Source organism: Lachnoclostridium sp. An14 (assembly GCF_002160755.1).
Classification (GTDB): domain Bacteria; phylum Bacillota; class Clostridia; order Lachnospirales; family Lachnospiraceae; genus Lachnoclostridium_A.
The window spans coordinates 95,963-111,651 of sequence record NZ_NFLE01000011.1 but is presented as its reverse complement, the minus strand read 5'-3'; the positions used below and the strand labels follow the sequence as shown (position 1 = coordinate 111,651).

Genomic DNA, 15,689 nt, shown 5'->3' with positions numbered 1-15,689 from the left:
GTTGCCGGATTTTCTAAAATAGCTGTTACATTATCCGAGGAAATTTCTTTGAAAGCCTTTTATATGGGCTCTATTCGAAAATTTCCCCGGATAATTGAAAATCTCGGATAATGCGCCCTTGTAAACAAGGGACTTACGGCTTGTCCCCGGATTTCGGCAGTTTTGCGGCCAGTTCCGCCGCCCCCGGAAGATGGGACAGGGCAATCAGGAACGCCTTGACCTCTACGCCGGGAAGGCCGGGGGCCAGAGGGAAAATGCCCTCCAAAATGGCCCCGCGCTCAATCAGGCGGCGGGTGCGGGCCTTGCGTTCCTCATTGCGCTGCTTGTTCTCCAAAATCTTCTGGCGGTTCTCAAGCTGCCGGATTTCCTTCAGGACTTCTTCGCGCTCGTCTTTTTTCTGTTTCGCTTGGGTGGTGATTTCTTTGTGCATATCGTTTTCTCCTTTGGCGGCTTCATCCAGCCGCGCTTGATATAATATTTCTGTAACTTGATAATGGCGTTGCGAACCGTGACAATGGCTGCTGATGTCGTGAAGCCTTCGGCCTCGGCAATCTCCTTAAACTGCTTGCCCTCCCAAAACCGGGCGTGAAGGCAGCTCGCCTGCCGGGGCGTCAGGGTGGCAAGGGCCTCCCGGAGCCGTTCCATCATCAGGGCGCGTGCGGCCTCCTGTTCCCGTTCCGTTACCTTCTCCATCAGAATATCCTCCGGGGAAACAGCCTGCTCCGGGAAATGGTTTTCCATGCCGGGGGATGCGTCCAGAGAGTAACAGTGATAGTGCTGTTTGGCGTCATTCGCATCCTCTGCGCGGCTTGCCTCCACAATGGCGTCTGCCACTTCGTCCGGCACTTCCACAAAGGTGTCTTTCTTACAAATCGGGTAGTAGTATTTTTTCAGGTTGAGGGTTTTCATAGGCCGCTTGTCCATTTCCGGCGTATGAAGTACCGGCGCAGCCGCCGGAGCGCCGCATGGATGGACTTCCCCGCCTGGGATGGGGTAATACCCTCCATCGCAGCAATGTCCTTCACTTTCATCCCCAGCATATACCGGGCATGGACGCGGCGGGCCTGCGTTGGGGGCAGAGAGGAAATGGCCTCATAGAGCCGCCGGAGCAGTTCGGCATATTCGGCCTGCGCCTCCTTTTCCATCAGGCAATCCTCCGGCGATGGCTGCGCCCAGCCGATGGCGGCGTTCTCAATCCCATCATTGCAGTCAAGGGAGTAAAACGCCTTGTAGCGGTACATCTTGCGTTCCCTGGCGGCCTCGGCCCGCTTGTCCAGCAGGAACGCCTCGGCGATTTCATCCGACACCTCCACAAAGGTGTCCTCAGTGCAGAACGGATAATATTGCTTGAGGTTGATGGTCTGCATAGGCCCGCCCTCATTCTGACGGGAAAAGGCCGTCATAGCAGCGGCGCATATTCCGCAGGCCCCGCCGGATGGCAATGCTGACCTTGCTGCTGTGTACGCCCTCCATCCGGGCAATTTTCGGCTGGTTGATACCGGCGATGTAGTAGGCCCGGACACGGCGGGCCTGGGTTGGAGTGGTATGAGACAGTGCCTCCGGCAAGGCGGCAACCAGCCGCAAGCGGGCGGCCCGTTCCTCGCGCTCCAAAAGGATTTCCTCCGGCGATCTCCCGTGTTCCAGCGCGTAGTTCTCCGTCCAGCTATATGCGTCCAGGGAGTAGTAGGCGCGGTGGTAGACCTTCCGGCGCTCATAGTTGTTCATCTCGCGCTGGGCCTGCTGTATGGCCTCCCAGACCTCATCGCTGACCTCCACAAACTCGTTGTGCCGGTAGTGGGGATAAATCCACCGCAGATTGATGGTTTTCATAGGCTTACCTCCTGAAAATGGGAGAGGCGGGCAGCTTGTCCGCTGTCCGCCTCCCGCTGGGATAAGGGAAACAATCCCTTTCACTTGGTAGCCCGAAAAGGGGTCATTCGTATGGGTGGTTTCTCAAAATTTTTTTGAAAATTTTTCTGACCGCTTCAATGGAGCCTTGCACCGAACTCTTGGAGCAGCCGCACAGGGCAGCGATCTCCGAAAAACTCAGCCCGTCCAGGGCATAGAGCAGGAACCGGCGGCGCTGGGTCTCGGTGCAGGTGTCCAGGACGGCCATCAGCTCGCCCAGCGTTTCCATGCGGCACAGGTAATCCTCCGGCGTTTCGCCGTAGATACCCACGCCCTCGGTGGCAACTATGTATTCGTCAAACTCCCGGCCATCCCAGTGCCGCCGCTGCTCATGGGACAGGTTCTCGGCTTTGTGGTCGGCCCGGTCAAGAAATTCATAGACTTCCAGCGTGACCTCCACGGCCACAGCTTGTCCGTTGTAATTGATGGTGACTTCCATCTGCCTTTCCTCCGTTCAGATTTTTGCGGGAAAATCTGAACGGGGCGGCGGGGAACGGCACCGGGGACAGGGTTCGGGCCATGTTGGCCCGATGTTCCGGCCCCATAGGTATGAAAAAACGCCCGGACAGCATGAAGCTATTCGAGCGCAAAAAACACGGTATTCAGTTACATTGTGACAATTTTCGCACTGGCTGCCAGACGGGGCCGGTTCGGTGGCTGGGCTTTTTTTGACGATAGTGCAAATATCGTCTGAATTTGTCGGCGGGCAAGTTCTTTCATAGCGGCTCCCTCCTAAAGCCGCCGTGTCAGCGTATGGGCGTCACTCCTTTGTCGAGGGCATAAGGAACGGCGGCCTTGATGTTACTCAAAACCGCCGCAGTACCCCGAAAATCCATTATGGGCGCACAAAACTATCTGCCCTGCAACGGTTTTTTCTTTCCCCGTCTGGCGGGGCAGGATAGCTTGGCTTATTCGGTTTATTCTTGCTCTTGTGCGGCTGCCTCTTTCAACCGCGAAAAGCTCTCATCGCTGATGATGTGTTCAATCCGGCAGGCGTCAGCCTCCGCAGTTTTTGGATCAACGCCTGCGGCGATAAGCTGCTCGGTAAAAAAGCAATGGCGCTCGTAGATTTTTTCGGCTACCTCGCGGCCCACATCGGTCAGATGGAGAAAGTGATCCTTGTCCATCGTAAGAAAGCCGCCGTCCCGCAAGGTAGCCACTGCATGGCACACACTGGGCTTTGACACCTCCATGTGCCGGGCTACATCTACGGAGCGCACCATACCGAGTTTCTTTTGGAGAACAAGGATGGTTTCCAGGTAGTCCTCCCCGGACGCATGAAGTTTCATTAAGACCTCCCTTATGCAGATAATTTTTGTTCGGCGTTCCACATGGCCGCATACTTTCCGCCTTTAGCCAGCAATTCATCGTGAGTACCGGCTTCAGCAATCTTTCCGTCAGATACCACAAGGATTTGATCTGCATTTTTGACGATGGAAAGGGTATGAGCAATCATTACCACAGTCTTTTTCTCTTTCAGCAGATTGGCGATGGCCTGCTTTACTGCCAGCTCGTTCTCGATGTCAAGGGACGCCGTTGCTTCATCCAAAAGCAGAATCGGGCTGTTTTTCAGAATAGCGCGGGCGATTGAAATCCGCTGACGCTCACCGCCAGAAAGAAGGTTTCCGTTCTCGCCAGTCGGCGTATCGTATCCTTTTTCCATTTTGCGGATGAAGCCGTCACAATTAGCCTCCCGGCAGGCAGCCTCGATTTCCTCGTCCGTGGCATTGGGACGAGCGTGCCGGATGTTCTCACGAATGGTATCATCAAAGAGAAATACATCCTGATCTACCATAGAGATTTGTTCCAGTACACGCTCTGCGGCCACATGGTTAATCGGTTTGCCTCCGATTGAAATGGTTCCTCCATTCGCCTCGTAGTATTTTGCAATCAGGTTCAGAATGGTGGATTTGCCGGAACCGGAGTCCCCGACAATGGCCGTGAGCTTCTGGTCTGGCACCGTAAAGGTGGCGTGTTTCAGCACCGGCTCTCCGGGTACATACGAGAAGTCCACACTGTCGAAGGTGATTTCATGGGTGGCCGTTTGAAGCGGCTCCATACTGCCAGTTTCCTCTGGTTCGTTCATAACACCCAGGATTTTGTTTTTGGAGATCATCAGGTTTTTATAGCTGGTCAAATCAATAAAGATGCTGTTTGCCAGCTTTGCACAGAATATCGGCAGCATACAAATCAGCAGATAGGAAACCGTGTCCAATGTTCCGGCTGCCCACGGGCCATAAGCCATCCAAATGATAAGAGGGCAACTCAGCCAGATCAGGATGCCTAAAACAGCGCCAATAGGCAATACCTTTGCCTCATACACAAAGCTGATGTCGCAGAAGTCTTTCATTGCCTTAGTGACAGTTTTATTCTTTGTACCTCCGACACCATAGGCCCGGAAGGTCTGAATGCCGGAAACATATTCCACAATGCTACTGACATTTTCCGCGCAAATATCATTTTTTTCGTTGCCATATTTGCGTACCATGCGGAAAGACAGCCACAGCGCCGGAATGAGCAGCAGATCGGCTACCAGAAGGACAATACCCGCCGGAACATAGAAGGTCATAACAAACACAATCAGCATGAGGGACAGGGAAATGCTCTTTGCCAGATCCCCGATTTTATGGGTCAGTATTTTTTCGTAGTTATTGACATCGCTGGTGATCGTGTTGATGTAATCGCCTGTCTGCCCCTGGGTAAACCGGGACAGAGGAATCCGTTTGATCTTATCACCCATAAACAGCCGGATGTTTTTGCTTACTTCCGCACCGCCAATCTGCGCCCGTGTATAACCGAAGCTGTAAATCAGGATACGAAGCAGAAAAATGACTGCAAGCACTCCCGTGAGCATCAGGGAGCGATTCATATTAAATTCTCCAGACCAAAGGGACAGCATCGTAAAATACAGCAGCATGAACAGACTGCCGGAAAGCAGGCCCTCCAGAACCGTTGCAATTACACCAATGTAAAAGTTTTTGTTTTTCTTCAACACCTCTTTACCCGTCATGGCGTTCCCCTCCTTCCAACTGATAGGTAATGTTACGGGCCGCTTCATAATCAGCCCACGATTTGCGGTAATACTCATTTTTCTTCCGCACTTCTTCATGGGTTCCAACACAGGTGATTGTATGGTTTTCGACCACGGCCACCCGGTCACACATCTTTAAGGCACTCAAACGGTGGGCAACCACAATTACGGTCTTGCCCCTGCACAGATTTTGGATGGCCTTATCAATCTCCATCTGGTTCTCAGGGTCGGAAGCACTTGTGGCCTCGTCAAGAATCAGAATCGGAGAATTTTTCAAGATTGCCCTTGCGATAGCGATTCGCTGTTTCTCACCACCAGAGAAACGGGAACCGAAGCTACCAACCTTTGTATCATAACCGTCCGGCAAAGACATGATAAAATCATCAATCTGTGCCTCTCTTGCCGCCGCCCGTACTTCCTCCAGGCTGGCATTGCTGCCCATACGGATATTTTCAAGAACGCTGTCACGGGTAAGGAAAGTTTTCTGAAAGACAATGGCAACATTCTTCAAGATCGTCTCATAGTTCAGCTCTTTTACATTTTTCCCGCCAATCAGCACTTCGCCCTCCTGCACATCATAGAACCGGGAGATCAGCTCAATCACGGTACTTTTACCGGCACCAGACTGTCCCACAAGGGCCATGCGTTCACCATCTTTAATTTTGAGATTAACGCCTTGCAGTACATCGGTCTTGCCATCATAGGAAAACCGAACATTCCGAAGTTCAATATCATGATTTTGGGGAAAGTCCGTTCCACCCTCATAAATCGGAATATCCAGTATCTCTTTGGTTTTAGTAACAGCGTTCAGCACATTGGCAAAATTAGTCCCCAGTTCTTGCAGCGGGCGGATCTCCGTCAGATACAGAGAACCGACATAAACAAACAGCAGCAAGGCGCTGGCCGTTAGGGAGCCTTTTAAAAAGAACATACCGCCAAAAGGCACCATCAGCAGCATCCCACATTCAATGATAACCACAAAGGCCGCATAGGGAGGCCCCATACGCCGGGACATCAAATTCCACATATCGTTTTCTTCGTGGATGGCATCGGAATACTTCTGGAAAGACTTACTTCCCATGTTGTATGCTTTAATCAGCTTCATGCCGCTGATATATTCAATCATCACGGAATTAAGAGAAGTAATAGAACGGTTCGCTCTGTCCATCAACTCATCCGTATTGCGGAACATAATGCCCATGACAAGAACAGCAGCCACAAGAGGAATCAGAGATATAAACGCCAAAGGCACATTGACTGTCAGCAGATAAATGAAAATGACTACTGGACCTACCAGATAGCAAACCAAGTCAGGTAGGTTATGCGCCAAAAACAGCTCCAGCTTTTCAATATCTTCATTCAAGACGGTCTTAATATCACCTGTCCGCCGCTCATTGAGTGCGCCCAGCGGAACCTTCGCCATGTGATCGGCCACCATGCAGCGAACCTTAAACAGCGCCCCATAAGCACCTTTATGAGATGCAACACCGGAGCAGCCGAACAAGGCAAAGCGCAGCGTAACCGCCACAGCGATCATAATTGCCACTCGCATGACAAGCTCTTTTGTGCAGGTTCCCGCAAATCCAGCATCCATAAGCTGATAGATGCCAATATAGGGAATCATTGTGCAAAGGCCGCTAATCAGCGACAACAGAACAGCCAGGAACAGCCAGAATTTATGTCCTCCGGCCCAATGGAGTAGCAAAGCTACTCTGTTTCTCTTTTTCTGTTTCATTTTTTCTTACCAGTCCTTTCCTGTTGAAACAGCAAACAATTCTCTCAGTTTGGGGAGATTGTTCATTTCCATAGATAAATCATCGGGCATCTCACCCTCGTCAAAATGGAGTACGCGGGAACAAGTTCGGCAAACAAACTCAAAATCATGGGTAACGATGAAAATAACTTTTCCCATATCAGATAATCGCCGGATCAGCCCTGCCACCTGTGCCATACTGTCAAAATCCAGGCCGCTGGTCGGTTCATCAAATACCAGAAGATTTTTTCTGCAGATCATACTGACCGCCACAGCCACCCGCTGTTTTTGACCGCCTGACAGGGTGTTCGGGTGTCGTTCCCGGTAAGCAACAAGCCCCAATTTTTCAAGTGTTTCTGTCACTAATTTCTGATCGGGATTGCGAATACCAAAGGAGCATTCTGCTTCCACACTGTCAGCAAACAATTCGTAGTTCACATCCTGCATGACCATGTAAGACTTCTTCAGCCTTGTCTTTCGGTCCATCGGTCTGCCATCCCACAGGAATTGTCCATCGCAATCCTTATGTAGCCCGCACAAGGCGCGGGAAAAGGTCGTTTTGCCTGCTCCGTTATGACCAACCACGCCGATAACTTCTCCCTTCGCGGCGGAGAGGGCGATATGATGTAAAATCGTCCTCTTTTTGTAGCGGAGTGTTACATCTTGAAGTTCAAGTATGGGTGCTGAAACAGGCAGGCACTTCTGTGGAGGAAGTACCTCTGTCAAATCTACCGCCCGCAGCCCCATGTGTTCACGCTCGGCTTCTGGCAGCTTGCGAAATTCCTCCGGCGTATAAATTTTTCTGATCTGCCCTTTTTCAAGATAAACAATGCGGTCTGCAAGTTCCATCAGGTAGTACAGCCGGTGTTCCGCAATTAAAATCGTTTTGCCCTGGCTTTTTATCAGCCGCAGGTGTTCCTTTAATTCCTGAATGGAAGTCATGTCCAGGTTAGAAGATGGCTCGTCCAGCAGATAAATTTTCGGGTTCATAGCGTAGACAGAAGCAAAAGCGATTTTCTGCTTTTCACCGCCGGACAATTCAAAAATGTTCCTGCTTCGCAGCTTCTGGATATGCAGATCCTCTGTTGTCTGTTCTACCCTCTCGGCCAATTTCTGGGGAGGGCGGGCCTCATTCTCAATACCGAAGGCGATCTCGCTGTCGGTGTCCACATTGAAAAATTGTGTCCGTGGATTTTGAAAAACCGAACCAACCTTTGCGGCAATCTGATACATGGGGAGGCTGCTGATTTCCTGGCCGTCTACCAGCACACGGCCTTGAAGCTCTCCCTGGTAAAACTGAGGAATCAGCCCGTTCACCAGCCTTGTGATCGTTGTTTTTCCGCACCCGCTACGGCCGCAGAACAGGACGCATTCTCCGTCCGAAATTTTCAGATTGATGTCGCGTAGCCCATCATGTTCCTGCCCGGTATAGGCAAACGATACATTTTCAAACTCGATCACCCAATCACACCTCCCCGCACACACAATTCGAAAATCAGAAAAGCTACGGCAACAGCCATAACGCCCCAATCAGCAGCTCCGCATTTTATCTGGACAAGACAGGTGCGGGGATGGGGATTTTCAATTCCACGAGTGACAGAGGCGATGGAAAGTTCATCCGCCGCTTTTGAGGCCGCCATCATCAAAGGCACATAGATACACTCAACCGTCATACTCGGATGAGCCAGAAAGCCCGCCAGAGAAGGGGAAACATCTCTCATCCGCATAGCGTCCTTGATATAACGCCAGTCCTCTTGAATGGTTGGGATATACCGCAGCATGACTGCCAGGGGGATAACTAACTTTTTCGGCGCATGGACACGGTTCATCGCTGACAGGAACTCATTGACTTTTGTGGTAGTCAGAACAATTCCGGCCAGGGTTCCGCACGCATAGACCTTATGGAACAAACCTAAAAAGGCGATGAACATAGTTCGCAGCGTTCCTGTCAGTTCAGCCATAATCCAGACTGTCAGGACACAGATAACCGCATAAAAGCATACTGCCTTAATGACATATTTCCATTTTCCAAAGAAGGCCCCCAATACCGCGATCAGCACAACAAGGGTAAATTGATATGTAAGCGAAGGGGCGAACATGGAAGATAAAACACATAAAAGGATAAGAAAGAGTTTGGCTCGTGGGTCGAGCCAAAGCCCTTTCTTATGGCGTTCACCGCTCATGCTGTGATACCCGCCTTTTCAAACTGCTTTTTCAGCATTTTGCAGCCCACAAAGGCGCTAATCGCAGATGTAATGATAGCGGCGGCAAACATGGCAATCAGGATTCCAGTGTTAGCGGTTGCCTGCATGGTGTCAATGTAGCTCTGCTCGGTTCCATTTCCCAGCATGGTCTGCGCCCAGCCATTGGGGTCGGCAAAGAAAACGATATACGACCCAGTGCCGCCGAGAGAAAACAGAATGTATGCAATGCTGTTCAATTTTTTGCTCTTGTACTGTCCCGCACCCGCAACAAAGTCAGCGACAATCGCCATAATCAAATAGCCCAGCGCAAAGGCCCAGTGCATACCGGTCACGAACCAGATAATACAAATCACAACGCCCATGATGGAGAGACTCCACCGTTTCTGAACCTTTGCAATCATCAACAAAAAGACTGGCCCGGCAAGCAGGCCGCTCCCGGCTGGCGTGAAAAATGTGAGCACCGGGTTCGGGGCGAAAAAGATACCGCCTACTAAGACGAAAACAAATACCAGCGCAGTAAAAATACCTGTCGTTACCAGATCTTTCACCGTCAGACCCTTGTTCATAGAATTTACTTGATTACTCATTTTGATCCTCCTACCTTTCGTTGTCTTGACTCGACAAGTGGTTTGTGATATTCTTTGGTTAGATGCTGCTAACCGTCATCTAATACAGTACGCTTGTGTCGAACAACATTCAATAGGTTCCGGCGATGTTCGTCCGTTCCTTTCAAAAGTTCGTCCAATCGTTGCAAAAAGGAGGCGGTCTGTTTTCATGTCTGAAATTATCGACCAGTTTTATACACCTCTGCTGATTGGACACGGTTTTATCCGTGACCCGGACGACCAGCAATATGGGGCATTGGGTGTCTGCTGGAAACTTTCTCCCGAAGTCGGAGAAGGCACCTACTGGACTTATGGACAGAAAGACCTTTATGACATTAAGATACACAACTTTTCATTCCATGAGGATTTCATGCTGGAATTTTCTTTGCCGGAATGTTTGAGCATTACACGCTATGACTCGATTTCCGGTGAAGAACTATCTCCATACCGCAGATTGTCTGCTGGTTGTATCAAAACCTTTATTGGAGGCTACACACCCTATAAAGCATTGATCCACAAGAATATTCCGATCCGTTCGATTGGGATTGAGATTGCACCGGCGTATTATGAAGATTACCTGAAGAAGCTGTACCCGGAGGCGCAAATCAATCCAGTTGACGCTTTTCGGAAAATCGACCAGACTTCTGATTTTCCAGAAATGTCGCGGTTGCTCACAGAAATCAAAGACTATCGCGGGGAAGGAATTGCCGCAAAACTTTTTTATGAAGGCAAAGTAGCAGAAGCCGTTTCAATGGTCGTTGAATACCAAAAGAAACATCCTGAAAAAACAGCCCACAAACTCTCGCAACAAGATATAGCGAGTGTTCAGACAGTTGCCTCTTATTTGAGCGATCATTATGCTTCTGATATTCCACTGGAAAGATTGACGCAAATCGCTTGTATGGGAACAACAAAGCTGAAAACCTGTTTCAAAAAATACTACGATTGCACTATCACCGAGTACATCCAGCAGCGACGAATGAGCCAGGCAGAGTATCTGCTGGCATATACAGAGCTGACGGTGGGACAAGTCGCTCAGACCGTAGGATATTCCACTTCAAGCAGGTTTGCGGAACTGTTTCGCAAAAGCACTGGGTTGTTGCCGTTAGAGTACAGAAAAACAGCACAGCGAAAGTAAAATGAGCGCCAGGGATTGTTCTCTGGCGCTCACCCTATTATTGAAATATCAACTCGGATTGTATAACTTCCTCTGCCTGTGCTTTCAGCGTGTTCATCAGCCCCACCCAGCGCATGGGGTCACGGGCTTTCAGTTCCTCGGTGACGCCCGCCGCCTCCATCATGCGGGGCAGCATGGCGTCCATGCGCTCCCGCGCCGCCCGGTCAATCTCCAACAGGTGCGGGTACAGCTTTTCGCTCAAAATCAAGCTGCTGTAAAGGCCGGGCCGGTGTTCCTTCAGGTAGCGTTGCCGCATACGGCCATACTTGCCGATGGGGGCCTCCGGCTGCTCGGACAGTTTCAGGTCGGGGATGTAGTAATCCCCGCAGCGGGTGTAAGTCAATTTGCTCATGTTCGTCCTCCTTTACACTGTGATAGTTAAACTGCGGCGCTGGCCGGTAAAGCGGCCTTGCGCGGCTCCTGCCTGGGTAACTGGCTGACGGTGGTAAAAATGCCCTTCTCCATATCCTCGGCCCGGATCGCGGCCTTTGCTGCCTCCATTTTCGCCTTGCGCTTGGCGTTGTAGCGTTCTTCCCATTCCTTCTGCTTGCCATTAGCCTTGCGGCGCAAGTAGTTCTGGTGAAGCCTGTCCTTGCGTTCCTCCTTCTTCCGCAGTTCTTCCTGTTCCTCCGGGGTCAGGGGAACAGGCTGCAAGGCAGGCGGGATATACCGGCCCACAAAATTGAAGTAGATTTCAACCTCCTGTGTGGTGTCCTGGCTGCCTTTCCGGGCGCGCTCATGGACAAGGATTTTCTCTACAAACTCGTTAAGCATGGTGTTTGTCAGCGTGTCGAAGTTCTCGTACTTATCAATCAGGGCAATAAACTTCTCCGCAGATTTCCGGCTCTGCTCATAGCCGGTAACGGCCTTTTCCAGTTCAGCGATTTCCGCATTGAGGGCGTCCTGCTCTTTGGCATACTGTGCGTCCAGAGCCTCATACCGGGCATCCGGCAGCTTGCCCAGGGCGTTGTCCTCATAGATTTTGCAAATCAGCCGTTCCAGTTCCCCGGCCCGCTTTTGGGCGGCGGCCAGCCGTTTCCGCTTCTTGGAGATGTCGGCGGTCTGCTGGGCGGCCTGCGTTTCCTGTACGGTGCGGATAAACTCGGCCCGGTCATTCCTGGAATACTCCGCGATGGCCCGGAGCATATCGGCAATCAAGGTCAGAACAGCTTCGGCCTTGATACGGTGCTGTGTGGGGCAAAGGGAGCCGATAGGGTACTTCCCATACTGGCCGCAAGTGTACTGCGGGACGCGCTTACCGTTGTAGGTACGGTGAACATACATCTTGCCGCCGCAATCGGCGCAGTACATCAGGCCGGTCAGGGGATGGGCCTCCCCAAAGCCGTCCGGGTAGCGTCTGGCGTTTCCCCGGATACGCTGCACATTGTCAAAGGTTTCCTGGTCGATGATGGCCTCATGGGTATTCTCGAAAATCGTCCATTCGCTTTCGTCAACATAGTGGCTTTTCTTGTCCTTAAAGTGCTTGCGGGTCTTAAAATTGACCGTATGACCTAAATACTCACGCTTTTTTAGGATTTCAACAACAGTAGAGGCACTCCAACGATAAATATCCGCAAAGGTCTTGTTCTTGTTTACTCCTTCGCCATAGCGGGCAAGGTGAACGGCGGGCATTTCGATTTTTTCTTCTGACAACTTGGTTGCGATCTGATAGGGGCCGTAGCCCTCCATCGCAAGCGCGAAAATATGGCGTACCACAGCGGCGGCTTCTTCGTCCACAAGCCAGTGTTCCCGCTTTTCGTTCCACAGATAGCCGTAGATAACGGTGCCGGTCAGGTGCTTGCCGCTCATGCCTTTGGACTTGAACACGGAGCGGATTTTCCGGCTGGTGTCGCGGGCGTAAAACTCGTTCATAATGTTGCAGAAAGGGGTAAAATCATCATCGCCTTTCAGACTGTCTACACCGTCATTGATGGCAATCAGCCGGACACCGCGCTGCCGCAAAATCTCCATGACCTGACCGACTTTCAGATAGTCGCGCCCCAGGCGGCTCATGTCCTTTATGACGATGGCCTCCACCCGTCCGGCCTCGACTTCCTTCATCATCGCCAGAAAGCCAGGGCGGTCAAAACGGGTTCCCGATACGCCGTCATCGGTGAAGTGGGTGGGGTTCGGCAGCCCATTCCGGCGGGCAAACTCCTCTAACATCTGCTTTTGATGGCTTATGGAGTTGCTCTCGCCCTGTAACTCATCGTCGCGGCTCAAACGCTCATACAGAGGGGTGATTTTCTCGTTTCTCATGGCTGTACCTCCTGAAATGAAAATGCTCTAAGTGACTGCTTCACTAACCATGACAAAAAACCATGATTAAGAAGTCACTTAGAGCATACATCTCCAGCAGCCATCTTAAATTTCTTATATTGGCGCACTGCGAAATGATTTGCGTCGCGCTGCTCCAACTGTTCAAACAGCAGATCCACCGCAGACTTAAAGTTCTCATCATCCTCCCGGCATTCGCAGGCATTGAGCATATCCAGCAGGGTGGTCATGTTCTTTTCTTCTTCCGGCGCTTCATAGTAGATGTAGGCGATTAGCGCCTGATACAACAGGGCCTCGGCCTTGCTCCAGAAATCGTCCCCACCCTTGCTTTCCTTACTCTGTGTGTTCTCCATGATAACCGTCACCAATGAGAGGATGTCGGTTTCACTGTGGAGATAGTGGAAGGGATTATAGTGCATCGAGCAGCTAAAGTCGATGGTATTCAGGATTTTCAGCTTATAATGACCTTGCTGCACCAATGCACGGCCTACTTCCTCCACGACGGTTCCTTTCGGATCTGAGCAGACATAGGAGGCATTCATTTGAAGTAAGTTGGGCTTGATGTGGTAGCGGGTTTTTCCGCTGCCGCTGCCCCCGATGACCAGGACGTTGAGGTTGACATTCCGCTTCTCCGGATCGGCAATCTTCCCAAGGGTCAACCGCTCCGTATCGGTCAATAGGATATTTTGGGAGAAATCGGAGTTGATGAACGGCGCTATATCCTTTTCGTTGCCCCATGAAGCGTTTTGTCAAGTGCTATTTTGAGTTATTGACGCACAATCAAAGTGAAAGCGCGAAAGTGCAAAGCGCAAAGGGTCTGCACTTTGCGTTTTCAGCTTGCGGGTTCGGGCGGCTGCTTCTTCTTGATGAAGTTGTACCATTGACCGCCGACGCGCCTTGCATCCAAAACACCGCCCATGTTGCGCTTGGCGTTCTGCACCGTCCTTTCAGATATTCCGGCTTCGGCTGCGGCCTTTACAATTTCCTCGCTGGCAAGCTCTTTCCCGTCTGCAAGCAGGTCAAGTATCAGCCGTTCCGCCTGTTCGGTCTTGGTGGCCGTGTTGCCGCCCGCGCCGGATAGCAGCTCGTCGGCGGTAATGTCATACTCGCCTATCCACGAAAAGCCCGTTTCCGGGTCAAGGCAAAAGGCAACGGGCTTGCCCTCCGGCGCAAGGGAAGATTTGTCATGGACGATAACGCGCACATTTGGCTCCCGCTTCACGCGCCCAATCAGCAGGACGCTCCTTGCTGCGGCGCGGAAGTCAATAGAACCTAAGCCCCGGTATGCGCTCTGTCCTCCGGCGGCTTTATTCAAGTGTCCGATAAGGATAACGGCGCACCCGGTACGCTCGGCAACATCGGCAAGGCGGCGGAACATGGGGCGCACCTCGTTTGCCCTGTTCATGTCGGTCTTTTCGCCCATGTACGCCTGTATGGGGTCAAGGATAATCAGCCGCGCCCCGGTCTGCCGGATAGCTCTCTCTATGCGCTCGTCGGAAAGGGAAAGCCCCTGCTTGCTCTCATCAATGACAAGAACACGGTCAAGGTCTGCTTCGGCTTCCATAAGGCGGGGCTTGATGGTGTCGCCCAAACCGTCCTCGGCGGTCTGGTAAATCACATTGAATGGCTCATGCGCTGCCATGTGGGGGAACGGCTTGCGGTTGGTACAAGCGGCGGCAAGGCGTAGGGCAAAGGTGGTCTTGCCCTCGCCGGGGTTGCCTTGCACAATGGTTACTTTCCCAAACGGGATATACGGCTCCCATAGCCATTCAACGGTCTGCGTGTCAACCTCGCTCATGCGGATAATCTCGACGGTTTCTTCCTGCGGCGGCTCTTTCAAGCCGTAAACAGCTTCCCGGATATACTTCCCGTCTGTGATTTCTGCCCGGTGCTGCAATACCTCGTTCCAATCCTTGAAAAGAGGGATAAGCCGGTGGACGGTATAGCCCTCCGGCATGAGCTTTACAAGGCGGCTGCAAGCGTCGTTCCCGGCTTCATCGCTGTCAAGGCAGAGGTAAACGGTCTTGATGTTCGGACGGTCAGAGAGAAAGCGGAGCAGGGCTTTTTCTCCCACGCCGCCCAATGACAGGTAGCTTTGCTTCTGCCATTCCTTTTTGAACAGGCAGAGGAAAGAGATCAGGTCAATGGGTGCTTCAAAGACAAACAATCTTTCGCCCTCGCCCCGGTAACAGAAGTTAAAGGCTTTGTCGCTGCCTTTCACATCAAGCCGGAAGTTTCCCGCCGTTCCTTTGCTGTGGGCGTAGCGCGGTATTCCGTCCTCGTCCCGCCCCACAAATACGGCGTTGTGGTGGGCTGCGTCCTCGTAAATATCGCCGCGGGCAAAGAAAAAGCCCGTCACATCTTCATCAATGCGGCGGGCTGTTGTGAGGTAGTTCCTCGCTGTTCGGTTGTCGCTGTTTGGGGGTGGTAGCCGGAAGTCGGATAGGGACGCGGGGCAAGGTCTGTCCGGCGGCGGTGCGGCTCCCTTTTCTCCTGTGAGAAGTTCTACGGCTTCGGTGAAGCTCTTGCCGAAAAACTCCATAACAAAATCAACGGGGCCGCCGCCCTTGCTCTGGCTGTGCCTGTACCACTTGTTTCCCCGGACGGTCAAGCTGTCGTGCCGTTTCCAGCGGTATTCATTCCCGGCGCGGGTAAGCTGCTCGCCCTGTGATTGCAGGAAAGAAACAAGGTCGGCTTGGTTCGCCCGGTCTATCTGTTCTTGGGTGTAATACAA

At 51.8% G+C, this 15,689-nt stretch carries 15 protein-coding genes and 1 pseudogene; 1 reads left to right on the top strand and 15 read right to left on the bottom strand.

What is annotated here, in order from left to right:
- Positions 1-133: 133 nt before the first annotated feature.
- The 11 genes from B5E84_RS08460 to B5E84_RS08410 all read right to left on the bottom strand — a co-directional run bounded on the left by B5E84_RS08460 (position 134) and on the right by B5E84_RS08410 (position 9,483).
- Positions 134-430, bottom strand: a complete 297-nt coding sequence (locus B5E84_RS08460; RefSeq protein WP_087221717.1) for a DUF3847 domain-containing protein — start codon at positions 428-430, stop codon at positions 134-136.
- Positions 370-909, bottom strand: a complete 540-nt coding sequence (locus tag B5E84_RS08455) for an RNA polymerase sigma factor (protein WP_087221715.1) — start codon at positions 907-909, stop codon at positions 370-372. Before B5E84_RS08455 ends, B5E84_RS08460 begins: the two co-directional genes overlap by 61 nt.
- The gene (locus B5E84_RS08450; RefSeq protein ID WP_087221713.1) at positions 906-1,367 is read right to left on the bottom strand and encodes a sigma factor-like helix-turn-helix DNA-binding protein; all 462 of its coding nucleotides are present in this window, start codon (positions 1,365-1,367) and stop codon (positions 906-908) included. The genes B5E84_RS08455 and B5E84_RS08450 overlap by 4 nt, the downstream gene beginning before the upstream one ends.
- A gap of 10 nt (positions 1,368-1,377) precedes the next feature.
- Positions 1,378-1,830, bottom strand: coding sequence for an RNA polymerase subunit sigma-24 (locus tag B5E84_RS08445; RefSeq protein WP_087221711.1), 453 nt, complete (start codon positions 1,828-1,830; stop codon positions 1,378-1,380).
- Between the two features lie 103 nt (positions 1,831-1,933).
- A complete protein-coding gene (locus tag B5E84_RS08440; protein WP_087221709.1) occupies positions 1,934-2,347 on the bottom strand; it encodes an RNA polymerase sigma factor in 414 nt (137 codons plus the stop codon).
- A 478-nt stretch (positions 2,348-2,825) separates the two neighbouring features.
- Positions 2,826-3,197: a metal-dependent transcriptional regulator gene (locus tag B5E84_RS08435; RefSeq protein WP_087221707.1), complete on the bottom strand. Its 372-nt coding sequence runs from the start codon at positions 3,195-3,197 to the stop codon at positions 2,826-2,828.
- Between the two features lie 11 nt (positions 3,198-3,208).
- Positions 3,209-4,918: an ABC transporter ATP-binding protein gene (locus tag B5E84_RS08430; protein WP_087221705.1), complete on the bottom strand. Its 1,710-nt coding sequence runs from the start codon at positions 4,916-4,918 to the stop codon at positions 3,209-3,211.
- Positions 4,908-6,674, bottom strand: a complete 1,767-nt coding sequence (locus B5E84_RS08425; protein WP_087221703.1) for an ABC transporter ATP-binding protein — start codon at positions 6,672-6,674, stop codon at positions 4,908-4,910. The genes B5E84_RS08430 and B5E84_RS08425 overlap by 11 nt, the downstream gene beginning before the upstream one ends.
- Positions 6,675-6,680: 6 nt before the next feature.
- On the bottom strand, positions 6,681-8,153 hold the full coding sequence (locus B5E84_RS08420; protein WP_087221701.1) for an ABC transporter ATP-binding protein: 1,473 nt from the start codon (positions 8,151-8,153) through the stop codon (positions 6,681-6,683).
- A complete protein-coding gene (locus B5E84_RS08415; RefSeq protein WP_087221699.1) occupies positions 8,150-8,875 on the bottom strand; it encodes an energy-coupling factor transporter transmembrane component T in 726 nt (241 codons plus the stop codon). Before B5E84_RS08415 ends, B5E84_RS08420 begins: the two co-directional genes overlap by 4 nt.
- A complete protein-coding gene (locus B5E84_RS08410; RefSeq protein WP_087221697.1) occupies positions 8,872-9,483 on the bottom strand; it encodes an MptD family putative ECF transporter S component in 612 nt (203 codons plus the stop codon). Before B5E84_RS08410 ends, B5E84_RS08415 begins: the two co-directional genes overlap by 4 nt.
- A 187-nt stretch (positions 9,484-9,670) precedes the next feature.
- Between B5E84_RS08410 and B5E84_RS08405 the strand changes: the two genes are divergently transcribed.
- On the top strand, positions 9,671-10,639 hold the full coding sequence (locus B5E84_RS08405; RefSeq protein WP_087221695.1) for an AraC family transcriptional regulator: 969 nt from the start codon (positions 9,671-9,673) through the stop codon (positions 10,637-10,639).
- Between the two features lie 37 nt (positions 10,640-10,676).
- On the opposite strand, the gene B5E84_RS08400 is transcribed toward B5E84_RS08405, so the two are convergent.
- The 4 genes and pseudogenes from B5E84_RS08400 to B5E84_RS08385 form a co-directional block, all read right to left on the bottom strand.
- Positions 10,677-11,030 (bottom strand): TnpV protein, encoded by a 354-nt coding sequence (locus B5E84_RS08400; protein ID WP_087221693.1) that lies wholly within the window; start codon positions 11,028-11,030, stop codon positions 10,677-10,679.
- Positions 11,031-11,056: 26 nt separating this feature from the next.
- The gene (locus tag B5E84_RS08395) at positions 11,057-12,937 is read right to left on the bottom strand and encodes a recombinase family protein (RefSeq protein WP_087221691.1); all 1,881 of its coding nucleotides are present in this window, start codon (positions 12,935-12,937) and stop codon (positions 11,057-11,059) included.
- A gap of 92 nt (positions 12,938-13,029) precedes the next feature.
- A pseudogene (locus B5E84_RS08390) lies at positions 13,030-13,701 on the bottom strand (type IV secretory system conjugative DNA transfer family protein); the annotation flags it as partial.
- 86 nt (positions 13,702-13,787) lie between these two features.
- Positions 13,788-15,689, bottom strand: a complete 1,902-nt coding sequence (locus B5E84_RS08385) for an AAA family ATPase (protein WP_035393622.1) — start codon at positions 15,687-15,689, stop codon at positions 13,788-13,790.